This is a genomic window from Streptomyces sp. HUAS MS02 (genome assembly GCF_055702265.1).
Genome location: NZ_CM146747.1, coordinates 4,143,641 through 4,167,632 on the forward strand (window position 1 = coordinate 4,143,641; position 23,992 = coordinate 4,167,632).

A 23,992-nucleotide genomic window follows, 5' to 3' on the forward strand; every position below is an offset into this window, starting at 1 on the left:
GCGTAGCCACAGAGCTTGGAGCAGGCTGCGCGTTTGCCGCAGCCGTGCAGGCGCGCGACCATAGGAACAACCCCTCTGTGCGGAGGTCGCGTTATGCCAGATGTCTTCGGCGGTCACGATGAAATCCCTCGCGAATTCACCGATTCATACTGGATGGAATACGCGTCCAGGATTCCGGAAGCGGGGGGTCCCGTTCCCAGCTCACCGTGGCTGGCGGCAGATTCTGCGATATCCCGACCGCTCCGGGACCGCATGGGGAGGGCCGGGAATGAACCGATCGGCGTTGTCATCGAGCTGAATGATGCATGGCCAGGGCGCCCCGAAGAGGCACGTCATGTCACCATGCGCTCCATCGAACGGCACGCCGCAAGTTCAGTGCAGGAATTTGGGCCCTACATCGCCGCGGCCCTCCCTAAACAGGGAATCATCGATATCGCACACATGGACATAGAGTTGGCCAACCACATGTGGGACGCCTTCGAGCACTCGAGGCCGCCGGACCTGTCCGAGGGGGGACAGCACGATTGCAGAGGACCCATCAGGGGACTCTGGCCGAACTTCGAGATCCATGGGTTGATCGACCGCACCGCTATCACCACAAAAAGTATCGCCGCACAGCGGGCCTTCGGAGCGTACGGCGAGGGAATCACATGGGCGGTGGTCGATTCAGGCATCGAGGCAAAACATTCACATTTCACCCGCCACTCGAATCTCGGTACTCCGGGCTCACCGCTGAGTCATCGGAGTTTCGTAGGTAGCTCTGTCGCCGACGCCCTCACCGATGAGGCCGGGCACGGTACGCACGTCGCTGGCATCATCGCGGGAGAAGACACCGGAGTGCTCGTCGCCCGCAGCCACATAGTCAATGACGTAGACCTGCGAGTGGGGCTAGAGAAGGTCGCGGCAGTCGGCGGGATGGCACCCAAGTGCTCCCTCCTGTCCTTGAAGGTACTCCGGAGCGACGGCTCTGGAGACGTAGTGACGCTCATCAAGGCGCTTCAGTTCCTGCGCCAGTTCATCGAAGAACGCGACGGCGAGCTGCCGGTGCACGGAGTGAACCTTTCCGTCGGCTATCCGTTTGATCCGAGCTGGTTCGGGACGGGGCAAACACCGGTCTGCCGAGAGGTTGACGCGCTGGTCCGCGCAGGTCTGGTGGTAGTTTCCGCCGCTGGCAATACGGGATGCGGGATGGCCCGGGGGTTCGGTCCCCGGGCGTCCAGCTTCCAGATGGGAGTCGGTCAGACCATCAACGATCCCGGGAATGCCGAAGCGGCCATCACCGTCGGTTCGACGTCCGCCAGCCCGTACCGCACCGGGGTCTCCTACTTCTCTTCCAAAGGCCCCACTGGTGATGGTCGGCCCAAGCCGGACCTCGTCGCCCCGGGAGAACGCGTGGTGAGTGCCGCCGCCGGAAAGCTATGGGAAGACCTTGGCTCGCCCTCAGCCCGTGCCCCCTATGCAGAGAACTCCGGTACTTCCATGGCTGCACCGCACGTTTCCGGCGTAGCCGCCGCCTTCCTGTCCGTACACAGGGAGTACATCGGGCGGCCGGAGGAGGTCAAGCGGATCCTGCTCGGCTCCGCAGTAGATCTGGGCAGATCTCGTGACTTCCAAGGTAACGGTCTAGTGGACGCAATGAGTGCCATCCAGTCCGTGTGACCTGCGGGAGGAGCCATGGAGAACGCTTACCCATTTCCCACCGCTGAGGTGGAGATCCGCAAGACTGGGCAGATCTATGACCACGGCCAGATGGAACGGGCCGTGGCCCTTGCCGCAGACGCCACGGACGTACTGGTCATCGCGCATGGATGGCAGAACGGCAAAGCACAGGCGCGTTCCTTGATCCGGGAACTCACCACAAGCATCCGGGCAGTGCGGGAGGAAGCAGAGGCAGAGGATCGCAACAGACTCGTCGTAGTGGGTCTGGTCTGGCCGTCGGTGAGGTGGGCCGACGAGAGCGATATCCCTGCCGGCGGGGCAGCAATGGGCGTCGAACCCCGTGGACTACAGGCACATATTGAAGAAGACATCGACGATCTGAGCGCCAGCCAGGAACTCGCGCGTCTAACGCGAGACCTGGATCAGCAGGATGCCAGAGCCGAATTTGTTGACGCTCTGCGCAGTTTGGTTCCCGCGGTGGGGGGCGAGGACCTCGATGCCCCGCCTCAATCCTTCCTCAGCGGTGACCCACTCGAGACCTTCCAGAAGGCGACCGAGTTCGAGCCTGAGGACTGGGACGAGGACGCCCCTTCCTCGGGAGGAGCCGCCGTAAGCGGTCCAGGCGGTGGCCCGGGGACCTGGTTCGTAGTCGGCGCCCCGCCGGGTGGAGGAGGGGCTATACAGCCTCCTGGGTTCCAACAGTCGTTCACCGAAGGAGCACATCGACTACTCAACCTGACCACGTATTACCGCATGCGGAGGCGGACAACAGAGGTCGGCGGCATTGGTGCCGCCTCGGTCCTCATTCATCTCGGTGAGACGGACGCCCGCCTCCATCTCGCCGGACACTCCATGGGAGCTCGGGTCATATCGGTCGCTGCCAACGAATCCGGGCCGCCCGTGCATTCCATGACACTGCTGCAAGGGGCGTTCAGCCACTACGGATTTGCCCACAACTACGACGGCAAGGGAGGGAACGGGCTGTTCCGCCCCGTGCTCACCGGTAGCCGTCTGGCCGGCCCCGTGCTGGTCACGCATACCACCAACGATTCCGCAGTTAAGTGGCCGTACCGGTTCGCGTCCTTCCTAGCCCGGCAGGTCGGGGTCGGAAATGCGCTGGCCAAGTCCGGGAAGTACGGCGCAATCGGGAGTAGCGGCGCGCTCGCGACCCCGGAAGCCACTGACAAGGCGTTGCTGAATGTCGGCAGCCACTACGGCTTTGCACCGCGCGGCGTCTACAACCTCCAAGCTGACGAATTCATACGCTCCCACAGCGATGTGCGGGGTCGGCAGGCGGCGTACGCAATTCTGACGGCGATGTATCGAAACGGCCATTCCTGACAGTCGCATAGCGCCTTCGAGGACAGAGGCGTACCAACCCAGGGCGGAGGGTGAAGAGCGATGGAGCCCATATCTGTGGCAGTGCTGGTGGCACTCGCGACTGGCACTGCTGGTGAGGTTGGCCGGCAGGCGTGGGCCGGGCTGAGCGCACTGGTGCGGCACCCATCCCGGCGCGGCCAGGGAACCGTGGATAGTGCGACTGTCAGTTCCGGAGAGGAGGAACTGACCAGGCTGGAGCAGGCGTCGACGGATGCGGCCCGTGCTCAGGCGGCGCAGTCCCTGAGCACGGCTCTGGCGGCGCGCGCCGACCTAGACCCGGACTTCTCTGCAGATCTACAGCAGTGGCAGGCAAGGCAGATGAATCTGATCACCGGCGGACACTTCTACGGGCCGACGTGGCAGGTAAGCGGCAACGTCGGGGGCATTCCCGACCCGCCTGCGCCGCCTACCACGGACACTTCTACCCCTCCGCGAGGGTGAGCAACATGGGTGGCGCATCCGGCAGTGCAGGTGGGCCAGTTTCGAACACAATTAACGATGGTCTCTTCTTCCACACGGTGATCCAGGGCCGGGACGTCACCGTGCAACTGCCCCCGCAGATCACCCCGGCTCTGTCCGGACTGCCCCCCCGCCTCACCCACCTTCACTGGCCGCGACAACGATGTTGACGAGCTGCTCCAAAGCCTGGCGCCCGCTAGTAGGGAGCATCAGCGGGCGGTCTTGCTGGCCGCAGTGGCAGGGCTGGCCGGCGTCGGCAAGACGGAACTCGTCGTGCAGACCGCCAACAAGGCCCTGCGGAAACCCGGCTGGTTCCCAGGCGGGGTGCTCTTCGTCGACCTGTTCGGCTACGACTCCAACCGCCATTTGTCCCCCGAGCACGCCCTGGACGGGCTGCTGCGCGCCCTCGGGATGCCTGGCGAGCACATACCCGCCAGCCTGCAGGACCGTACGCGCCTGTACCGAAGTGTGCTGGCTGCCTTCGCCGAACAAGGCCGACGGATCCTGGTCGTCATCGACAACGCCTCCAGCGCCGAGCAGGCCCGCCCACTGCTGCCCAGCGACGGCACTACCGTCGCCCTGCTCACCTCCCGCCATACCCTCGACATTGATGCACGTCTGTACGACCTGGACATCCTCGACGCACCCGCCTCCATCGAGTTGCTCCGCGACGCCCTGCACTGGGCTCGGGGCAGTGCAGACGATCGCGTGGACGACGACCCGGAAGCAGCCGCCGAGATTGCACGACTGTGCGCGGGTCTGCCGTTGGCACTGCGCATCGCCGCCGCCCTGCTCGCAGACTCCCCCGTCCGCCCACTGAGCTCCCTGGCCCTCGCCCTGAAGACGGAGCATTCCCGACTAGACCGGTTACAACGTGAGGACCGCGCCGTGCGCGCCACTTTCGACCTGTCCTACCAGCACCTCGACGACCAGCACGCCAGGCTGTTCCAGCTGCTGCCGCTCAACCCCGGCCCAGACCTATCCACTCAAGCCGCCGCTCACCTCGCCGATGTGGACCAGCTCCAGGTCGAAGAGCTACTGCAGGATCTGGCCCGCGCCCACCTGATCGAACCCGGACCTGTCTGGAGCCGCTGGCGGCTACACGACCTGGTCCGCCTTTACGTCGACGAGCGCGCCGCGGAGAATATGGCCCCTGGCTGGCGGGACGCAGCTATGACCCGGCTGCTGGAGCATTACGCAACCACCACGAAAGCGGCTGATGACCACATGCGGGCGCTACCCGGCCAAACCGTGCCCGAGGCGTTCACCGGACGCGAGGCGGCCCTGAGCTGGTTGGACGCCGAACGCGCCAACTTGGTTGGCGCAGTCGCCATCGCGAATAGGACCGGACACCCAGATATCGCCATCCGTCTTCCGGCATCTCTCTGTGAATATCTGTTGTGGCGGAGGTATTTTGACGATGGGATCACCACCGCCACCATCGCACGCGATACCGCCCATGACACTCGTGACAACCGCCGCGAAGCCGCAGCATGGAACAATCTCGGCGTCGCCTTCCGGGAGGTTCGTCGCTTCGACGAGGCCGTCGCCGCCTTCGAACACGCCCGTGACCTGTTCCAGCAAACCGAGGACCGCAGGTTCGAAGCCCGCACCTGGGACAACCTCGGCCTTGTGCTTCAGGACGTGCGCCGCTTCGATGAGGCCGTAAACGCCTGCACCCACGCCCGCGATATGCACCATGACCTCGCAGAGCACCACGGCGAAGCGATGGCCTGGAATAACCTCGGCCTCGCCTTCCGGGAAGTAGGTCGCTTCCATGAGGCCATCACCGCCCACACCAAGGCACGCGGCACTTTCTACGACCTCGGCGACGAATATCGCGAGGCCACCGCCTGGTACAACGTCGGCTTTCCCCTGCGGAAAATCGGCCGCTTCGATGAGGCCATCGCCGCATACAGCAAGGCGCGCGAGATGTTTGAACGCACCGGCGACCACCACGGTGTAGCTGAAGCCTTGAATGACCTCGGCCTCGCCTTCCGGGAAGTGGGTCGCTTCGATGAGGCCATCACCGCCCATACCAAGGCGCGTGACATATTTGAACGCACCGGCGACCACCACGGCGAGGAAAGGGCATGGGCGAACCTCGGCCTGGCCCTGGGAGCAGTGGGGCGAATAGACGAGGCAGTAGCCTCATTACACAAGGATATTGACTCATGCACAGTCACCGGTGATCTTTACGGCGCCGCCCACACCTGGCAAGACCTCGCCAAGATGTACGAGCGTGCCGGGCGCGGTGTACTGGCTCAGGCGGCGTGGGAAGCCGCAGCCACGGCCTATCAAGATGCCGGAGCGCATAGGGAGGCTGAACAGGCCCGCGCGAATACGACAGGGGCATAGCAGTCCTGCCTGCCTCGGGGCCATGGCCGGCCGGTGGCTTATGTAGCCGATAGGCATCCATATTCAAGAGTCATGATACCGGAAGGGAGATAATCATGAACGACTTCTATGAATCCCAATCCACGGAGAAACTGTCAGGGATGCTGGCCATTGCAGACGGCTTGAATGACTTTAAGTCCTGCGATGAGATCATCGACGTCCTACGGGCGCGCCATCCTGAGGTCCACGCAGCGACCCTCCGATGGGCAAAAGCCGGAAGTTTCGAGGGCGAGAGCGATCTGCATCAAGTCGTCCTCAAAGTTTGCTCTCGCGTGGCCAAGAATCACAGGTGACAAGGACCTCGCAGGCGGGCATTCAAGGACGACTGGCTATGTCGGTGAATAGGGGAGGCGTTTGTCGTCCGGTACGGGAGGCGACTTCGTGTTGCGGAGGGTGATGTTGCCCAGTTTTGACGGCACTTGGAGCCTTGCAGTGGGACGATCGGTGTGCTTCTCCCGCTGGGGGTTCGAATGCACATATCGACGAGCAAGGTCGAGTTGTACGCGGCGATCCGCCGTGACCACCGTGCCGGTCTGTCGATGCGCGCTCTGGAGCGCAAGTACGGGGTGACCTAGCGGACGATCCGCAAGGCCCTGGACTCGAACTGGCCCGAGCCCCGCAAGAAGCAGGCGCCGCGTCCGACCCGGCTTGACCCGTACAAGCCGGTGATCGACGGGATGCTGCGGGCGGACCTCGACGCGCCGCCGAAGCAGAAACACACGGTGAAGCGGATTTTCGACCGGCTGCTCGACGAGCACGCGGCGGACGGGATCTCCTACCAGATGGTCCGCGGCTACGTCGCGGTGCGGCGCAAGGAGGTCCGGTGGGAGGCCGGCCGGGGCCCGGAGGAGATGTTCGTCCCGCAGTCCCACATGCCGGGGGACGAGGCGGAGGTCGACTTCGGTGATGTCCACATCGTGCTGGCGGGGGTGCCCACCCGCTGCTATCTGTTCTCGCTGCGGCTGTCGTACTCCGGCAAGGCGGTGCACCGGGTGTCGGCCTCCTGCGGCCAGGAGGCGTTCTTCGAAGGCCATGTCCACGCGCTGAACGTGCTGGGCGGGGTGCCGCGCGGCAAGGTGCGCTAGGCATCAACCTGAAAGCGGCGGTCGCCCAGGTGCTGGGCTTCTCCCGGCAGCGCACGGAACCGGAGCGATGGATCGCTTTCCGTTCGCACTGGGGGATCGAGAGTTTCTACTGCCGTCCGGGCATCGAGGGCGCCCACGAGAAGGGCGGGGTGGAGGGCCAGATCGGCTATTTCCGCCGCAACCACTTCGTGCCGGTCCCCGAGGTCGCCACCCTCGCCGAGCTGAACGAGATGGTCGACCGGTGGGACCTTGAGGACGAGGGCCGGCGCACAAGACGCTCCGGGTGCTGCTGCACGCCTCCGAGCTGATCGTCTTCGACGACGGTCGGGAAGTGGCCCGCCACGAAAGGCTGAGCACGCAGGGCGGCTCGCGCCTGGTGCTCGATCACTATCTGGAGGCCCTGGTCCGCAAGCCGGGCGCCTTCCCCGGGGCAACAGCCCTGGAACAGGCCCGCTCGGCCGGCCGGTTCACGCCGGTCCATGACGACTGGTGGGCCGCGGCCCGCGCGGCCCACGGCGACAAGGAAGGCACCAAGGCCCTCATCGAGGTGCTGCTGCTGGCCCGGCACATGAGCCACGAGCACCTGGTCGCCGGACTCGCGGCCGCGCTGCGGGCCGGGGCGCTGACAGCGGACGCGGTCGCGCTGGAGGCCCGCAAGATCGCCGACGGCGACCTGCCGGACCAGCCGATGCCCTCACCGCTGCCAGAACCCGAAGCGGCCGGGCCGGCGCGGGCGACCGTCACCTTTCTCGCCGACTGGCGGCTGTCCCACCTGCCGCCCGACACCCGGCCGCTGCCCTCGGTTGCCGCCTATGACCAGCTGCTGCGACGCCGCCGTGGCGGGAGTGCTCCGAGCAAGGGAGAAGCGACATGAACGCCAAACGCAACCGCGGGCTGACCGAGGAAGCCGCGACCACCGCCATCGACCAGGCAGGCATGCCGGATGCTGCGACTGCCCACCATCCGCGGCCAGTTCCCCGACCTCGCCGAGGCGGCGTTCCGCGAGCAGATGTCCTACCGGGGCTTTCTGGCGGAACTGCTGCTGTCCGAGTGCGACGACCGGGCCCGCCGGCGCTCGGAACGGCGCATCAAGGCCGCCGGGTTCCCGCGCGAGAAGTCACTGCGGGCCTTCGACTACGACGCGAACTCCAGCATCGACGCCGCGACCATCAACGCCCTCGCCACCTGCGAATGGGTCCGCAAGGGCCACCCGCTCTGCCTGATCGGCGACTCCGGCACGGGCAAGTCCCATCCGCTCATCGCGCTGGGGACCGAGGCCGCGATGAAGGGATACCGGGTGAAGTACGTCCTGGCGACCAAGCTGGTCAACGAGCTGGTCGAGGCCGCAGACGAGAAGGTCCTGGCCAAGACCATCGCCCGCTACGGACGCGTCGATCTTTTGTGCATCGACGAACTCGGCTACATGGAGCTCGACCGCCGGGGCGCCGAACTCCTCTTCCAGGTTTTAACGGAGCGTGAGGAAAAGCATTCTGTGGCGATCGCTTCGAAGGAGTCGTTCGGCGGGTGGACGAAGACATTCACCGATCCCAGGCTCTGCGCGGCCATCGTCGACCGCATCACCTTCGGCGGCAACATCATCGAGACCGGCACCGACTCCTACCGCCTCGCCCACACCAAAGCCCAGGCCGAACGCGCCGACGCCGGCTGAACCATGGACACAGTCACCGAGCTGGCCTCGTTCGTCCACGCCCGGCTGGACGAAGAAGGACGCGACGCCGCCCTCTTCCACGAACTCGACTGCCCGGCCTCGCACACGACGGGGCGCACCAGCCACTGCGGCTGTCCCTGCCCCGCCCGGATTCTCGCCCGGATCGCCACCCACCAGGAGATCATCCGGGGCTGCGAGCAGCGGATCAAGCACGAGCAGGAGAAGGGCCTGTGCTGGCCCCTGGACTCGATCATCGCGTTCCAGACCATGAAGGCGTTCGCGCTGCCCTTCGAGCTGCATCCCGACTGGCAGGACAACTGGTATCCCTGACCGGCACCCGGGCAGATCCGCACAACTGAGCGACTTCAAATCTCACCGACATTCACGGCCTCTCAAGCCGTCAACCGCCATCCGAAGTCAGCAACAAACGCCTCCCGCTGACACTTACACAGCCAGACGACTCTGAAATCACAACCATCTCGGCCCACTTGTGGCTGCTTCACCAGAGTCGCTCTACGGTCGCCCGAGCCGTACAGGCGGCGTTCACGGTCCGCGCCAAGGTTCGCTTCCGGGGTCTGCCCAGGCTGATTCCGCTCCTGGCGCGTACCGGCACCACGATGACGGCGGTCCGGCTCGCCTGAGCACTAACAGGCTCCTGAAAATCTTATTGTTGGGGCTGTCCGGCCGTGGGCCCGACAGCCCTTTTCGCTATTCGGTGGCCGGGGTGAGGTGCCGAGTGGTGCCAGTTCGGGTGAGTCCGAGGTTGTTCACTCGGCAGAGGTTGAGGGCGGCGGCGTGGTGGCGGAGCCAGATGTCGTTGGCGATGACGTCGCGGTGCGGAACGCGGCGGCTTCCCTTTGCGACCCCGGGTGATGGCGCGTTCGGCTACCAGAGCTGCTACGCGGGCACGTACCGTCCCGACGAACTGCTGGTCTCCGGCGGTTTCGATCTGGCCTACTGCAGTCGGCATACGGGCGAGGACTAGGACCTCGGGCGTCGCCTGGCCCGACGGATCCGCCAGCGGGAACGGGTCTTCATCTACGAGCCGCCGTTCGCCTGGCACCCCGAACGGCCCAACCCCTGGAGGCCATTCGGGGTGGACGAACTTGTGTGTGGGCCCACACCACCCGATGCTCACCGTACTGAACGGCATCAGGTTCGAGACCTGCGCCGCGTGCCCGTGACTACGTGCCGTAGAGTCGCCCGTCGCCGCTGAGACGATGCTGGCGTTACCGCTAGACCCGGACGCGGTGCCGGTCGAAGTCGTCGAGCTCAAGGGCTGACGACCAGGCCGTAGTAGTGGTGTAGCAACCGGAACCGGGCGACGTTGGCTCGCGGCACCTTCCAACCCGACGACCACTCCGCGCCGGTTGCCTCGTAGACGAACGTCGCGATCGCGTCCAGGTTGCCGGGCACTAGGCACCAAGGCAACAGCGACGCCCACACCGTGGCGGCTGTCGCCGCCTTCTGCGCGGCGGTCGTCAGCGGCCCGGCGGCCGTCAGGGTGGAGTTCAGCGTCGAGCGCAGCCCCGGGGTCGCCGCGATCCGGGTGCGCAGGGTCTTCCACCGAGCACCGCTGGTGCCGGCGGCGGCGATGACCGCGCTGGCCAGCAGCAGCCGTACCTGGTCGGTGCCGATGTTGTAGCGCAGATAAGCCAGTGGCAGATCGATCGCAGCCGGAGCACCGGCCGGCAGCGGCGGCGGGCCAAACAGCCAGTCCGGCTTGGTGAATGTGCGCAGCAGCTGCACCGCGTCGCCGAGCACGGTGGTGAGGAGCGCGACCGGGTTCTTGACGGGTGCAGCGATGGCCGGTGCGGCGGGGGCCGGTGGGCTGATCCTGCGCAGCGTCACCGCGTCGCGCATCAACACGGCGCGGGCCAGGGCGGCGCCCAGGTTGTCCACCCCGGCCGCCTTCCAAGTCTGATAGGTCCAGATCTGGTACGCGGGGCCGCCGGGCGGCAGGCCGCCGAGCACGTCCAGGCCCGCCAGCTGGACCACATAGGACGTGGTGGCGAAGGCCGCGATGACAGGATCGGCGTACCCCGCGAACGGCGCCGCCCCGGCTAGCCAGACCAGATGACTGATGTCCGGCCTGGGCGTCAGCGAGGTCACCGCGTCGGTTGTGCCGCTCGGCACCCCACCGTCGATGCTGTCGGCGGACGGGGGAACGCCCAGCGCCCCCTCGGTGCGGTAGACCGCGAGCACCAACTCGGGGGTGGCGCCGGTCGCGGTGGCGGTGGCGCGGGCGACTCGCAACCGGAACAGGATGTCCTGGACCCGGCGTAGCCCGACGATCGCCTGACTGGCGGTGAGCGGTCCCTTGGCCGCGTCGGCCACGGTGGCCACGCCGGTCAGCAGCGCCTGCCCGAGGGCGGCCCCGGTGGATGCGGCAAGGTCGAGGTCCTGCCGAAGATACTTGGGTACGGCACCGGGCAGGTCGGTCGGCACTCGAGGGCCGGTCACCTGGGCGGTCTTCTCGGCCGGGCGGACTCGGGCGAGCATCGTCAGCGAGCCGTCCGCCGTCGCCTGCTGCCAGTCGGCCAGCACTGGGGTGAACTCGTCGGTGATCCGCTTGGCCCGGTCAGCCTGGCTCAGCGGTTGCAGTTGCTTGCGCAGGCCGGCCGCGTGCGGCAGGTACGCGGTCGCCGCAGTACTCGGCTCGATGACGGGCGGGATCGGCGCCACGGCACCCAGCAGCATCTGCGTCAGTAGCCGGTTCGCGAGACCACCCCCGCCGCCGCCAGCCGCGGGCAGGCCGGGGGCGGCAGACCTGCTCTGGGTGAGCGCGGTGCGCACCGCTTGACCGGCCGGAGTGGCGACCGGTGTGCGGCCCGGTATGAGGGTGCCGGTGGCGGGCCATCCCTCGGCCACCCAGTGCAGTCCCGACGCGGCCAGTCGGCGGCCAGCCGCGTTGTTCGGGTAGCGGTCGTCACCGGTGGACCAGCCGAGCACGGCTACCGGGACCCGGCGGGCCAGGCCGATCAGCTCCGGCGGCACCAGCGGGCGCGGGCCGGGACGGTAGCCGGTGATGACGCCGGGCGCGGGCTGGCCGTCGGTGAAGGCGAGCGGTGCGGCACCGACGGTGCCCGCGACGAAACCGGCGATCGCGACCGCGGCGGGGTGTTCAGCGCGCAACTCGCCCAACATGGCGAGCAACAGGGTATGCAGCTGCCGGGCGGCCACCGCGGCCGAGCCGGGTCCGGCGTCCGGCAGGTCGACCGCGAGCGGGGTGCGCAGCAGCTCGAACAGCACGGCCGGGGAGTCGCTCCAGCGCCGGCCGAGCACCCGCCAGAGCTGGCGGCAGGCATCGAAGGAGAGCGGCCGGTCGTCGTCGCTGGACCGCATCGTGGCCAGCTGCACGATGGTGTACAGCCCACGGTCCTGGGCAGCCCGCACCGTCGTGTCGAGCGCGTCGAGGTAGTCGCCACCGAAGCCACTGCGGTCGGCCTCGTCGAGAATAGGGGTGGCGCCCTCGGGAAGGACGACGCGCGGATCTGGGACGGCCTCCGCGGCCACCACCTTGTCCAGCGCGATCGGCACGCTCACGGCGGTGGCTCCCCAGCGCACCAGCAGATCCAGGTCCTCCTCGGAGACCGGCGGCGGATACCCCCCGTCGGGCAGAAGCCCGGCACGATCAAAACCCGGCAGGTGTACGGCCCGGAGCCGCACCGGCCGATCGGTCTCGTCCAGCAGCAACGGGCCGTGCACACGCAGCCGGGTGAGGCCCCGGTCCCCGGCGGCCACCGCTTGCCGCTGCCCCTGACGAGCTCGCTGGTCGCGATCCTTCCGCCGACGGTCCGCGGCCGACTCCTGGCGGCGTGCCTCCTGACGCTGCCGAGCCCGGTCCTCCCCACGAGCCGCCTCCCGCGCCTCACCACGCTGCTGCTTCCGCGCCTGGTCTCGGGCCTGCTCACGCCGGGCTTGGTCGCGCTGCTGGTCGCGGTCCGCCCGTGCGCGCTCCTCGGCCGCTGCTCTGGCCTTCTCCGCCGTCGCCTGCTGGGCCGCACGCACCGCCCGTGCGGAGACCGCCGCCGCCCGCCGCGCCGCGTCGAGCCGGCCCGCCTGCCTCTCCGCCGCCCGGCCCTCCGCCGCCTGCTCGGCCCGGCGCCGCGCCCGGATCCGGGTCACCACCTCCGCGCGCCGCGCCGCCTTTCGCTGCTCCGCGGCCGCCTTCTCGCGCGCCTGTTCCAACGCGTCCAGCCGTCGCTGCTCCTCCTTCTCCCGATCGCGCTCCTCGTCCCTCGCCTTCTCGCGCAGCTCCTCCAACCGCTGCTTACGCCGTTCCTGCTCACGTTCGCGCTCCCGGCGCTCCCGCAGCCGGGCCTCGTCCTGCTCGACCAGGTTCACCACGGTCACCCCCGGGCGGCTGGCGCGGCCTCGCCCAGCGGCGGGGGCAGGGACGCCAGACGGATCTCGAACCTGGACAGGCTTTCCGGGCTGAGCAGGCCACCCGGGTCAGCGGTGATCACCACCCGGCCGTCGGCGAACTCCACCGCGGCCCGCACTTCCACGCGGGCGTCGTTGATCGCGTAACCGGGTGGCAGTTCCGCGCCGACCAGCACCGCCCGGGTGACCGCATCGACCAGCTGCCGGACGGTCAGCCGATGCACCTCGGCCTGCGCCTGGTCGAGCCGGGCCTGCAAGTCGGCTATCTGTGCGGCCTGTTCAGTGACCACCCGGCGAAGCCGTTCGACCTCGATCCGGGCTGCCGCCGCCTGGCTGATCAGCAGGTCCCGCCGGTCGATCAGGCTGCGGCCGACCTCGCTGGCGACCGCGCGGGCGACGGCCTGCTCGACGAAGGCGGCCGACAACCGTTGCGTACCGTCGCTCATTGCGGCGTCTCCGGGGTGGTGCCAGGCAGCCGGGGCAGCAGCTTGAGCTCCATCTGGACGGTGGACAACTGGTCGGCGGGTGCCGCGCCGACCTGCGCCGTGAGGATCTCGACGTCGCCCTGCTCGTTGGTCCGCAGCAGACCCTTGGCCTGCACATTCAGCCCGGTCAGCGCGGCCCCGAACCCGCCGCCGGACGTCGGCCGGTTGCCGAGGTCGTTGAGCACGTCCGCAAAGTGCCCGGCCAGGTCCGTCGTGGTCATCGCCGGACCCGCGCCCGCCGCCGCCGTCTGTTCCAGCTCAGTGACCCGGGCCTGGAGACGGTCCCGGTCGGCGTGCAGGGCGTCGACCTCCTCGGCGTGCGCCTGGTTGACGTCGCCGAGGGTGGTGTCGAGCTGGCTGCGGACCTGCTCGGGGATCGCCGTGTGGGTCTGGTCGAGTTCGCGGCGCAACTCGTCGCGTTCCTGCCGCAGCTCGCCCGAAGTCGTCTCGACCTGCCGCAGCCGGCCGACCTCGAGCTGCTGTCGGGAGTACTCGCCCTGGAGCCCATCGTATTTCTCGGTCAGCCGGTCGAGCTGCCGGGTGAGCTTGTCGCGTTCACGTTCGCTCGCGGCTAGCCGCTCCTGGGTGCGGGCCAGCTCGAGTCTCAGCTCCTCAACGGTGGAGTCGTCCGAGCGGCCGCCGTCCGGTTTCGAGGTCATCGGGTCATCCCTCCACCGGCTCCTCGAGGGTGGCGGCGAGGGTCTCGTCATCGACCTTGATCAACTTCAACCGATGCGTCACCGGTCCGTCCTCCTCAGTCTGGAGCACGATCCAGGAGCGCGCCGCCGGGCTGAAGGTGACGCTGACCCGGCCGCGGACGCCCGCCTCGCCAGTGATCAGCCGGTCCTGGACGGCGGCCACCACCTCCTCGGCCGAGTGAATCGCCCGCACCGTGGTGACCACAGCGGGCGGCGGCACCGGCACCACGGTCAGCCGGACACTGCTGCTGGCCCGTACGTCGTAGCCGAACTGGTTGGCGTAGCGGGCGTTGACCGGCTGAGCCCACAGCCGGGGCAGAGCGCGCCCCGCCGGTGCGGTCGGCTGCTCGACCGCGACAGCGATCCGCAGGTCGAGCTCGGTGCTGGGGATCTGGTACCAGGTGGCCTGGAGGCCGTACTGGCCAAGGACCGGGTCGGCGTCGATCATCTGCTGGATCTCGATGCTGTGCCGGTCAAGCGCCGACTGCGCCTCGCCGATGCCCCGGCCGAGCGCGCTGAGCAACTGCTCCAGCGGCACGGACAGCAGCTCGGCGATCTGTTGGGTGGGGTTGGTCATGGCTCAGACCGTCGTGACCGTGGGCGGATTGGTATGCGTATTGATCGTAGTGATCGCGGGCTGCAGCCGGCTCGGCGGTGGCACTGGCCGCAGGGTGGCGCGCAGCACGCTGGACCCGTTCGCGTCGTAGCTGTAGGCGTTCTGGGTGCGGTAGTCCACGGTCGAAGCGAACGCACGGGACGACTGCAGCCCCAGGAATCCCGGGTGGGAGCTCTGCGTCTGTGACTCCGTGTCCTCGTGCATCGTGATCGCGATCTTCACCTCTATCGAGGCCTCGGTGAACTGGTAGAAGGTCGGGAAGAGGCCAGCCTGAAGCATTGACATGGTGGTCTGCTCGACCCCGGACGGGAGCACCCGGGCGCCTGTGATCTCGACGGTCTCCGTGTGAGTGCCGCCGTCGGTGTCGGGCACCGTGACCGTGACCGGTGTGGTGGTCCGCTCGATCACTTCGGTGACCCCGCTGAGCACGTCCACCTGTATCTCGGCCAGGGCCTTCAATGAGCTTCTTCGAGTTGGCCACCGATCGGGTGATGGGCCGTGCAGCGCAACGAGCGAGGCCCCCGGGCTGTTGATCGAGATGTCTGACGTCTCAATCACGCTGCTCGGGGGCCTCGTTGGTCATCCATCCTGCCGCACTCGACCTACCGCATGCACTCGTGGAGTGGGTCACCATGCTGCTCATCACCCGTGAGGGCGACCGGCGCTGCAAGCTCCGTCCGTCCCAGCGCGCGATGGTGGCACTGGTGTACCTGCGCGAACACACCACCCTCGCGAAGATCGCCGCCGGGTTCGGGATCAGCGAGTCCACCGCCCACGCCTACACCAGCACGGTCGTCGACCTTCTCGCCGAACGTGCACCGGGTCTGCTGAAGACGCTGCGCGAGCACGACCCCGACTTCGTCCTGCTCGACGGCACCCTCGCCGAATGCGACCGGGTCGGCGACGGCCGGGCCGACTACTCCCACAAACACCGACGCCACGGCGTGAACGTGCAGGTCGTCACCGACCCCGGCGGCCAACTGCTTTGGCTCTCGCCCGCCCTGCCGGGCCGCACCCATGACCTGACTGCAGCCCGCACCCACCGGATCATCCGGATCTGCGAGCGCCAAGGCGTTCCCATCCTGGCCGATCTCGCTTACCAGGGCGCCGGCACGTGGCTGACCACCGGCATCAAACGCAGGCCCCTGCAGGAACTCACCCCCACCGAGAGGACTCTCAATCAGGCACTGGCCGCAGCGCGAGTACCCGTCGAACGCGGCGTCGCGAGGCTGAAGTCCTGGCGGATCTTCCGCAGGTCCCGATGCAGCCCCAATCGCATGACGTCAATCGCCAAGGCCATCCTCACGCTGGAGCGGCAACGCTGAAGAAGCTCAATGTCTCTAGGGAGTTGCGGTCCAGAGCGGTCTGGCCGTCGGCGATGGCGACGGCCAGGTTGCGCACCAGTTCGGCGAACGGGAGGTTGAGCAGATCGCGGCCGATGGCCATAGTCGCGCCCCTCTCAGACCGTTGTGACGACGGGCGGCTGTCCCTGGAGCATCGGCAGCGTGTTCACGGTGATGATGCGCGGTGTGAGCCTGCTCGGCGGGGGCACCGGCTTGAGCGTCGTGCGCAGCAGGCTGGAACCCTCGGCCGAGTAGGAGTAGGTGTTCGAGTTCTTGTAGTTCACGTGTGCCGCGAAGGCCACGCTGACCGGGCCGAACCCGCCCTGCACCGACAGGGACGCGCCAGCCTCGAGCTCGCTCGAGCTGGAGGTCTTCTGCGAGATCGACATCTTTACCTCGATCACCGACTCGGTGAATTGGTAGAAGGTCGGGAAGAGGCCGGCCTGCAACAGACTGTAGTCCACCGGGTCGGTCGAGTCCGACGTGATCTTCGCACCGGTGATCACCACGTGCGCCTGTTTGGTACCGCCCTCACCGTCGTCGATGGTCAAATTGACCGATTCGAAGGACGGCGTGATTGTCTCGTGGATCTCCTCGATGATTTTGACCTTTTCCCGCGCCAGCTGGCGGGTGGTCTCGATCGAGGAGCGGTCCAGGGCGAGCTGCCCGCGCGCGATGGCGAAGGCGAGATTCTGGACCATCTGAGGGAAGGGTACGTCGAGGAGATCCTGGCCGACGCTCATGTCGGGCTTCCTTCCGGATCGTCGGTTGCTGCTCGCCCGGTGGGCGAAAGGAACTGTTGGGTGTCAGTAAGGCGTTGGCTCCACGGCACCTCACGAGCGCCGCCGGTGGTGCGAGGGCTGATGGGGTCGGTGAGGCCGGTGCGGCCCTGCTCGGCGAGCTGGCGAGCCGCGTTCAGGGCGAAACGCTGTTGCAGGACCCGCAGGCCGGGGGCGTCCTCGGCGAAGCTGACACCCCCGACGAAGCCGACCAGGCTGTGCGCGTGGAGGGCCTCCTTGCGCCCCGGCGGCAGGCCCACCACCAATGCGCCGCCGCCCGTGCTCAGCAGCACCACGCCGCCGAGGCAGGCGGTGTGCTCGGCGATCGCCTCCAGCGCGGCGTCGCCGTGGCCGGGCACGGGACGGACGAAGAACATCTCGATCCCACTCGCGTCGGCCAGACTCATCGGACGGCCTCCAACCGGGCGCGGCCGGGCGCGGCCAGATCCTCAAACTGGCGTACGACGTCGGCGGGCAGCGCGTCCAGCGCCGCCGCGCGCGCGATGTCGCGCCGCCAGACCGAGTAGCCGTGGTCGGTCAGCAACCGGCGCAGCGCACTGATGTCGTCGGGCTCGTCGACGCCGGTGACCGGCGGCCACCACGGACTCGTGCCGTGGTAGGGCACACCCAGCACCGCACAGGCCAGATCGACCCCCGGGCAGGCGTCGCCGCCGTGGTCGGCCACCAGGGCGTAGGACGGAAGCGCGACGACCAGTTCGTCGAGGGGGAGCCGCTGCTCGGTGGTGATGTCAAGCCCGGGGGTGGTGACAGCGATCCTGGTGCCCGGGAAGACGGTCTGCAACGGGGCCAGTTCGGCGAGGCTGCCTGGCCCGGCGAGCACCCAGCCGACGTGTGCTCGGCGCGCCCCGGTGACCGCCGGCGGCAGACGGACCGGGATCGACAGTTCGTCGCCCTCGGTGAAGGCAGCCGCCCGGATCCGGCCAGCCGCCTCGCCGTGCCGACGTTCGGCCACTCGGACCGTCACGCTGGCGCCCTCCGGCAAACCCGTCATAGCGGGGGCGAGAGCACTGCGCACCTGGGTGGGTACGGCCGGATCGGGAGCGTCCCCCGAGACCAGGGCGTACGTCCGGGAGCGCACCAACCTCCGCCGCGCGGGCGCCTCGTGCAGGCACCGCTCCCAGTCGTCGGTCACGGTGTCCCACCCATAGCCCTGCGCGAACTCGCGGCACTGGGCGGACCGGGCGGCGAGTTCAGCCGGGTCGTCATGCAGGTCGGCGATACCGACGGCCGCGGCAGCCGAATCGAGCAACGTGCGGACCATGCCGAACTCGTCTCGCATCGTCGACTCGACCGGCACCGCGATGCCGTGCGTGCCGACCAGCTCACGGCTAGCCGAGGCGGCGACGGCGACTGGCACCACACCTGCCGCGGCAGCCTGGAGCGTGGGCAGCCCGAAGCCCTCCCCGTACGAACTGAGCAGGTGCACGTCGGCCGCCTGATAGAGCCGGGCGAGCTCGGCCATGGTGACTCCACCGCCAGCCCGCATCCGGAAGCCGGCGGTGAACCGCACCCGGCCGAGCAGCCCAAGCAGTTCCAGGTCGTGCAGGACGCTGTACGCGTACAGTTCGCTCTCGGCAGCCGGGTCGCGCGGGTCGCAGTGCAGGTGGAACAGGATGTCGTCGTAGCGTGAGTCGCCGGCCAGCAGCCGGATCACGTCGAGGGTGCGCGGCAGCATCTTGCGGGGCTGGTTGCGGGCATCGGAGAGCACTACGAACCGGCCTGCACAGCCCAGCTCGGCCTTCGCCGCCGCCTTGTCGTCCGGAGGCCGGAACAACTGCAGGTCGACACCGTGCGGAACGTACCGGGCATCGACCCCGCTGGCGGCGGAGACCTCTTGGCCCCACCCGCTCATCGCGACCGCCACATCGGCGGCGGTCAGCAGCTCCGCCCAGCCGGGCGGCAGCCTGCCTGCCGGGTCGGCGCCGTCCACCGGGTAGTAGTGCACCCAGCGGGTGCCCGAGGTGTCCAGGAAGGACTGGATCAGCGGGTCAGCCATGAAGCTCATCCACCAGACGTCCGCGAGGCTGACCACGAAGTCGGGGCGCACCCTCATCAGATAGCCGAGCAGCACGTCGGCGCCGAACTGGTCGTGCCGCACGGGGTGCACAGCGACGCCCTCCCACCAGGACACCACGCCGCGGGTCTGCCAGCCGAGGATCTCGATCCGATGCCCACGCTCGTGCAGCCGCCGACAGACCTCGCGGGTGACGGTAGCGAATCCGGACGGAGTGGTGGGACTGTCGGAGATCCATAGCAGCCGCATCAGTGCCCCCATCACGCGGACTCTCATCGCAGCCCGATTTCACCACGTAGGGGATTAAGTCGCCTAGTGCCAATACCGTCCACTTTCAGCCATGTTGGTCGTTGGATGTGGTATCGAGGAACCTCTAGACGATCTTCTTCACCTTGCTTGATCCATCGTGTTTCAACAGGTCAGGAAAGGTGCCGTGCACCGTCCATGCTGGGCCTTTCTCGCCCCTTCTCGGTCCTTCCGTACTTCCAGCGGTTCCCGGTCTTGCGGTTGATTCCCACCTCTCGGCACGCGGCAGAGTTGCCCATACCCTGCGCCATGGAGCGAAGGTATTGATCATGCTTATCCGCCAACGGTGCAGGTCCGGGCTTCTTCGGCTTCCGGCGCGGCTTGGTCATCGCAACAACCCCGAGGGTCAGGTGTTGCAACCACCTCTAGAACCCAAGCGTTTCCGCTGGGGCCAGAAAAGTCATTCAGAGTCACACACGGCTTCATTATCGTCGGCACGACGGCGAACGCGCCCAGCTCGGCGAGTAGGGCCGCCGACCGCTACGCGCCGGTGGTGACACGGTGCATCCCGCCTCATCACCCCTGGGTCCACGATGCCGCTGGACGCGTTTCCCCTTTCACACGAAAACATAGTGATGCCATACTAAATGACTGACTATCAGTAGATTGTCAGGCATGCCAATGAGGTAAGAGGTCAGCATGACGCAGGGATGGAAGATCACGGTCATCTTGCTGGCAACGGTGGGACTTGTCTCCACGCCGCTGATCTGGCTGCTGGACAGTCCCGATGCGGGACAGCTGGCCGGGGCCTCGATCCAGGCCGCTGTCGGCATCGCGGCCCTGGTCTGGGCCCTATTTCGACACCCGGAAAACCGAACGGAGGACTCGGCCGTGCGGACCGGAGCAGCGCGCGCGAGCAGCGGTGGCAGGGCCGTCCCCGGTATCAGGCGTCCTGGGGGCCTCGGCAGCGGATCGGCGCGGGTGGAGGACACCGGGAACGCCAGCGCCACCGGTGACGGCAGTGCCGTCACCGGCATCGACTACAGCTGACCGGCCCGGCCGCAGCACAGCACCAGGGGTGGGAGAACAACGACGGCATGGTCAGAGAAGACAAACGCCGGCACGGCCCCGACACCGCCGTCACGGAGATCACGGTATCCGGCAGCGGGAATGCCACGGCCGCGTCCGGGGCCACGGCGGTGACCGGCTACAGCGGCCCGGCCCCAGGGACCGAAGGCGCCCCTGTCACTCCGGTACGTCTGTCCCGCACCGGGCATGCGACCGCCACCGGGAACGCGGTCGCCAACACCGGCTACATCGGCACGCTGACCTTGCAGCAGCGCGCGCCCCAGGAACCGGCTTCCTGGCCGCACCAGGTCGGACTCATCCCACCTGCGGCGCGGTCCTTCCAGTACCGCGCCGCAGCGGACCGGCTGCGCACGACGGTCGACGGCGGCGGCACCGCCGTACTGACGCAGCTGCTGACGGGCATGGGAGGGGTGGGCAAGACCCAGCTGGCCGCCGACTACGCCCGCACCGCATGGGACAACGCCAGCGCGGTAGACGGTCTGGATGTCGTGGTGTGGGTCACCGCGAGCAGCAGGCAGGCCATCGTGACCGGATACGCGCAGGCTGGCGTCGAGCTGTGCCGGGCCGATCCCAACGATCCGGAGAAGGCCGCCGGCTCGTTCCTGGCCTGGCTTACTCCCAAGGCCACAGCAAAGCCGTGCCGGTGGCTGATCGTCCTGGACGACGTCACCGACCCTGCCGACCTACGCGATCTATGGCCACCCGCCAGCTACCACGGCCGCACCCTGGTCACCACCCGCCGCCGGGACGCCGCACTCGCCGCGGACGGCCGTCACACCGTCGCGATCGACCTGTTCACCAAGGACGAAGCCCTCGCCTATCTCATCGCGTCTCTGGCCGGATACGGCCACGGCTCACCCACCGACGAGCTCGCCGCCCTGGCCGACGACCTCGGATACCTTCCCCTGGCCCTCGCACAGGCCGCCGCATACATCATCGACACCGGCGACGACGTGGGCACCTACCGCAGACTGCTGGCTGACCGCGCCACCACACTCGCCGACGCAGCCCCCGATGTCTTGCCCGACGACCAGGCCCACTCTCTCGCCGCCGCCTGGTCCCTGTCCATCGACCGCGCCGACGCTCTCCGTCCGGTCGGTCTGGCCCGCCCCATGCTCCGGCTCACCTCTCTGCTCGATCCCAACGGCATCCCGCAAACCGTGCTGACGAGTGAACCCGCGCTGGCCTACCTCACCACGCACCGCATCCGGACCGGTCCGAGCCCCGCCAAGGCATCGGACCCGGTCTCTGCCCGGAACGCCGTACGCGCCCTGCGGAACCTTCACCGCCTCAGCCTCATCAACCACACTCCCGACACCCCCAACCAAGCCGCCCGGGTCCACCAACTCATCCAACGCGCCACGCGCGACACACTCACCACCCACCAACACGATCACACCGCCCGTGCCGCCGCGGACGCCCTGACGGCCGCCTGGCCCGACATCGAACGCGACACCGCCCTCGCCCAGACCCTCCGCGCCAACACCACCGCCCTCACCAAGAGCGCCCAGGACGCCCTGTACCAACCCACCGTGCATACGGTGTTGTACCGTGCCGGTCGCAGCCTCGGCGAGAACGGCCAGTTCACGGACGCCACCGGCTACTTCCGCCACCTGGCCAGGACCGCCCACTGCCACCTCGGCGCCGGTCACCCCGACACGCTCAGGGCCCGGCATCGTTATGCCCACTGGCGAGGGAAGGCAGGAGATCCTTCCGGGGCGGAGGCCGTCTTCGCCGAGCTGGTATTCCGGCACCGGATACCGGATCTCGGCCCCGATCATCTCGACACCCTGACCGCGCGGCATGAACTGGCCTGCTGGCGGGGCGAGGCAGGAAACGCGGCCGGGGCCGCAGCCGTGTTCGCGGAACTGCTGGCCGACCAGGTGCGGGTACTGGGCAACGACCACCCCCACACCCTCACCACCCGGCACAACCTCGCCCGGTGGCTGGGTGAGGCAGGGGATGCGGCCGCCGCCATCACCGCGCTGGAGCAGTTACTCGGCGACCAGGTGCGGGTACGGGGGAATGTCCACCCCGGCACCCTCGCCACCCGAGCCGACCTCGCCCGGTGGCTGGGTGAGGCAGGGGATACGGCCGGGGCCATCGCCGCCCTCACGGAACTACTGCCCCACCAGGCACAGGTACTGGGCAACGACCACCCCCACACCCTCGCCACCCGAGCCGACCTCGCCCGGTGGCTGGGTGAGGCAGGGGATACGGCCGGGGCCATCGCCGCCCTCACGGAACTACTGCCCCACCAGGCACAGGTACTGGGCAACGACCACCCCCACACCCTCACCACCCGGCACAACCTCGCCCAGTGGCAGAGGAAAGCAGGCAACACAGCCAGCGCCACCGCCGCGCTGGAACAGCTGCTGATCGACCAGGTACGGGTATTGGGCGACGACCACCCCGACACCCTCGCCACCCGAGCCGACCTGGCCCATTGGCGGGGCGAGGCGGGAAATGCGGCCGCCGCCGCCACCGCACTGGAACAGCTCCTGCGAAAGCGTGTAAGGGCTCATGGGCCGGACCACCCCGACACCCTCGCCACCCGCCACAACCTGGCCTACTGGCGAGGGCGTGCTCAGGACCGGATCGGTGCCGCAAAAGCCTTCGAGGTCCTGCTAGCCGACCGGGTGCGGGTATTGGGCGTCTATCACCCCGACACTCTCGCCACCCGGTACAACCTGGCCTACTGGAGGGGCGAGGCGGGGAACGCTGTGGGTGCTGCGGCCGCGTTCGCCGAGTTGCTGCGCGACATTGCGCAAGGCCGACAACCGGTGAGATTCGCCGTCGGCGAGGCGACCGCGTTCGCCGGGCTGCTGGACGACCAGGTCCGGGTGCTGGGCAATGACCATCCTGACGCCCTCTTCACCCGGTACAACCTCGCTCGGTGGCGGGGTGAGGCGGGGGACACGGCCGGGGCCGCTGCCGCGTTCGCCGAGCTAGCGCCCGACTATGAGCGGGTCCTCGGCGCGGAACACCCCGACACCCTCGCCATCCGGAACAATCTCGCCCACTGGCGCGGTGAGGCGGGCGATGCGGCCGGGGCTGCCGCCGCCCTCACCGAACTGCTGGACGACCAGGCACGGGTACTGGGCAATGATCACCCCCACACCGTCACTACACGGAACAACCTCGCATCCTGGCGGGAGGAAGCGGAGAAGACGGCCCCGGCATCGGGTGACGATTGTTCGTAGAACATGAAGATCGACACTTCTCCTGCGGCCCCAACTGTCAGCTTCACGCCTTGCTCGAGGTTCCAGCTCTGACGGTTTCCAAAGCGGCCGAATACCCACTCGTCGATCACGTTCAGAAGAGCGTCGACCAGACCTTGCGGGCGAGGCTCGCGCGGCACTTCGATCGCATGGCATCACGCGGCCCGGCGTCGGCCGGAGGGAAAGCAGGACCAGGACGCAGATGCCGCGTCGAATGCCGCCGAAGTGGACACTGTCCGACGCCATGTTCCCCGTACGTTCCCCATAGCTCAGGCAACGAATCTCTGACGATCCGCCCCCGAGGCGAAAGGCCACTTCAGAGACCTAAGGCCGCAGATCTCGCCACTGAAAGCAAACCACTGACCTACGCATTACGATCCGCAGAGTACGGGTATCCGATTCGCCGGAATTCCAAGGTCAACGAATGCAAATAACCCCAGGTCAA

General features: G+C 68.0%; 20 protein-coding genes and 1 pseudogene. 12 read left to right on the forward strand and 9 right to left on the reverse strand.

What is annotated here, in order from left to right; translation table 11 throughout:
- Nucleotides 1-93 precede the first annotated feature (93 nt).
- The 9 genes and pseudogenes from ACZ9QC_RS17765 (at nucleotide 94) to ACZ9QC_RS17805 (ending at nucleotide 8,979) form a co-directional block, all read left to right on the forward strand.
- Nucleotides 94-1,659, forward strand: a complete 1,566-nt coding sequence (locus tag ACZ9QC_RS17765) for a S8 family peptidase (protein ID WP_472921004.1) — start codon at nucleotides 94-96, stop codon at nucleotides 1,657-1,659.
- Between the two features lie 15 nt (nucleotides 1,660-1,674).
- Nucleotides 1,675-3,000 (forward strand): alpha/beta fold hydrolase, encoded by a 1,326-nt coding sequence (locus ACZ9QC_RS17770; RefSeq protein ID WP_472921005.1) that lies wholly within the window; start codon nucleotides 1,675-1,677, stop codon nucleotides 2,998-3,000.
- A gap of 720 nt (nucleotides 3,001-3,720) precedes the next feature.
- The gene (locus ACZ9QC_RS17775; protein ID WP_472921006.1) at nucleotides 3,721-5,856 is read left to right on the forward strand and encodes a tetratricopeptide repeat protein; all 2,136 of its coding nucleotides are present in this window, start codon (nucleotides 3,721-3,723) and stop codon (nucleotides 5,854-5,856) included.
- 95 nt (nucleotides 5,857-5,951) lie between these two features.
- Nucleotides 5,952-6,188 (forward strand): hypothetical protein, encoded by a 237-nt coding sequence (locus ACZ9QC_RS17780; protein WP_472921007.1) that lies wholly within the window; start codon nucleotides 5,952-5,954, stop codon nucleotides 6,186-6,188.
- 372 nt (nucleotides 6,189-6,560) lie between these two features.
- Nucleotides 6,561-6,980 carry a hypothetical protein gene (locus tag ACZ9QC_RS17785; RefSeq protein ID WP_472921008.1) on the forward strand — a complete coding sequence of 140 codons (420 nt, stop codon included), beginning with the start codon at nucleotides 6,561-6,563 and terminating at the stop codon, nucleotides 6,978-6,980.
- A gap of 29 nt (nucleotides 6,981-7,009) precedes the next feature.
- Nucleotides 7,010-7,288: a hypothetical protein gene (locus ACZ9QC_RS17790; protein ID WP_472921009.1), complete on the forward strand. Its 279-nt coding sequence runs from the start codon at nucleotides 7,010-7,012 to the stop codon at nucleotides 7,286-7,288.
- Complete coding sequence (locus ACZ9QC_RS17795) at nucleotides 7,264-7,854, forward strand: hypothetical protein (RefSeq protein ID WP_472921010.1); 591 nt, start codon at nucleotides 7,264-7,266, stop codon at nucleotides 7,852-7,854. Before ACZ9QC_RS17790 ends, ACZ9QC_RS17795 begins: the two co-directional genes overlap by 25 nt.
- A pseudogene (gene istB, locus ACZ9QC_RS17800) lies at nucleotides 7,851-8,649 on the forward strand (IS21-like element helper ATPase IstB). Before ACZ9QC_RS17795 ends, istB begins: the two are co-directional and overlap by 4 nt.
- A gap of 3 nt (nucleotides 8,650-8,652) precedes the next feature.
- Nucleotides 8,653-8,979 (forward strand): DUF6221 family protein, encoded by a 327-nt coding sequence (locus tag ACZ9QC_RS17805; RefSeq protein WP_472921011.1) that lies wholly within the window; start codon nucleotides 8,653-8,655, stop codon nucleotides 8,977-8,979.
- Nucleotides 8,980-9,921: 942 nt separating this feature from the next.
- Here ACZ9QC_RS17805 and ACZ9QC_RS17810 read toward each other — a convergent pair.
- From ACZ9QC_RS17810 to ACZ9QC_RS17830, 5 genes are read right to left on the reverse strand one after another with little or no spacing between them, the layout of a single operon-like run.
- The gene (locus ACZ9QC_RS17810; RefSeq protein WP_472921012.1) at nucleotides 9,922-13,005 is read right to left on the reverse strand and encodes a glycoside hydrolase family protein; all 3,084 of its coding nucleotides are present in this window, start codon (nucleotides 13,003-13,005) and stop codon (nucleotides 9,922-9,924) included.
- Nucleotides 13,002-13,481: a hypothetical protein gene (locus tag ACZ9QC_RS17815; protein ID WP_472921013.1), complete on the reverse strand. Its 480-nt coding sequence runs from the start codon at nucleotides 13,479-13,481 to the stop codon at nucleotides 13,002-13,004. The genes ACZ9QC_RS17810 and ACZ9QC_RS17815 overlap by 4 nt, the downstream gene beginning before the upstream one ends.
- Nucleotides 13,478-14,179: a hypothetical protein gene (locus tag ACZ9QC_RS17820; protein WP_472921014.1), complete on the reverse strand. Its 702-nt coding sequence runs from the start codon at nucleotides 14,177-14,179 to the stop codon at nucleotides 13,478-13,480. The genes ACZ9QC_RS17815 and ACZ9QC_RS17820 overlap by 4 nt, the downstream gene beginning before the upstream one ends.
- A 4-nt stretch (nucleotides 14,180-14,183) precedes the next feature.
- Complete coding sequence (locus ACZ9QC_RS17825; RefSeq protein WP_472921015.1) at nucleotides 14,184-14,795, reverse strand: hypothetical protein; 612 nt, start codon at nucleotides 14,793-14,795, stop codon at nucleotides 14,184-14,186.
- A gap of 3 nt (nucleotides 14,796-14,798) precedes the next feature.
- Nucleotides 14,799-15,293 (reverse strand): hypothetical protein, encoded by a 495-nt coding sequence (locus tag ACZ9QC_RS17830; RefSeq protein ID WP_472921016.1) that lies wholly within the window; start codon nucleotides 15,291-15,293, stop codon nucleotides 14,799-14,801.
- A 116-nt stretch (nucleotides 15,294-15,409) separates the two neighbouring features.
- On the opposite strand from ACZ9QC_RS17830, the gene ACZ9QC_RS17835 reads away from it, so the two are divergent.
- The gene (locus ACZ9QC_RS17835) at nucleotides 15,410-16,159 is read left to right on the forward strand and encodes a transposase family protein (protein ID WP_334529838.1); all 750 of its coding nucleotides are present in this window, start codon (nucleotides 15,410-15,412) and stop codon (nucleotides 16,157-16,159) included.
- Here ACZ9QC_RS17835 and ACZ9QC_RS17840 read toward each other — a convergent pair.
- The 4 genes from ACZ9QC_RS17840 to ACZ9QC_RS17855 are packed head-to-tail and all read right to left on the reverse strand — an operon-like array spanning nucleotide 16,137 to nucleotide 19,252.
- The gene (locus tag ACZ9QC_RS17840) at nucleotides 16,137-16,280 is read right to left on the reverse strand and encodes a hypothetical protein (RefSeq protein ID WP_472921017.1); all 144 of its coding nucleotides are present in this window, start codon (nucleotides 16,278-16,280) and stop codon (nucleotides 16,137-16,139) included. The genes ACZ9QC_RS17835 and ACZ9QC_RS17840 overlap by 23 nt on opposite strands.
- Before the next feature lie 13 nt (nucleotides 16,281-16,293).
- Nucleotides 16,294-16,920: a hypothetical protein gene (locus ACZ9QC_RS17845; RefSeq protein ID WP_472921018.1), complete on the reverse strand. Its 627-nt coding sequence runs from the start codon at nucleotides 16,918-16,920 to the stop codon at nucleotides 16,294-16,296.
- Nucleotides 16,917-17,363: a hypothetical protein gene (locus ACZ9QC_RS17850; RefSeq protein ID WP_472921019.1), complete on the reverse strand. Its 447-nt coding sequence runs from the start codon at nucleotides 17,361-17,363 to the stop codon at nucleotides 16,917-16,919. Before ACZ9QC_RS17850 ends, ACZ9QC_RS17845 begins: the two co-directional genes overlap by 4 nt.
- Entirely contained in the window at nucleotides 17,360-19,252 is a 1,893-nt protein-coding gene (locus ACZ9QC_RS17855; RefSeq protein ID WP_472921020.1) for a glycosyltransferase family 4 protein, read from the reverse strand. Before ACZ9QC_RS17855 ends, ACZ9QC_RS17850 begins: the two co-directional genes overlap by 4 nt.
- A 684-nt stretch (nucleotides 19,253-19,936) precedes the next feature.
- Here ACZ9QC_RS17855 and ACZ9QC_RS17860 point away from each other — a divergent pair.
- Together ACZ9QC_RS17860 and fxsT are read left to right on the forward strand one after the other, a co-directional pair.
- Nucleotides 19,937-20,287 (forward strand): hypothetical protein, encoded by a 351-nt coding sequence (locus ACZ9QC_RS17860; protein ID WP_472921021.1) that lies wholly within the window; start codon nucleotides 19,937-19,939, stop codon nucleotides 20,285-20,287.
- A gap of 47 nt (nucleotides 20,288-20,334) precedes the next feature.
- Nucleotides 20,335-23,529: an FxSxx-COOH system tetratricopeptide repeat protein gene (gene fxsT, locus ACZ9QC_RS17865; RefSeq protein WP_472921022.1), complete on the forward strand. Its 3,195-nt coding sequence runs from the start codon at nucleotides 20,335-20,337 to the stop codon at nucleotides 23,527-23,529.
- The last annotated feature ends 463 nt before the right edge of the window (nucleotides 23,530-23,992 follow it).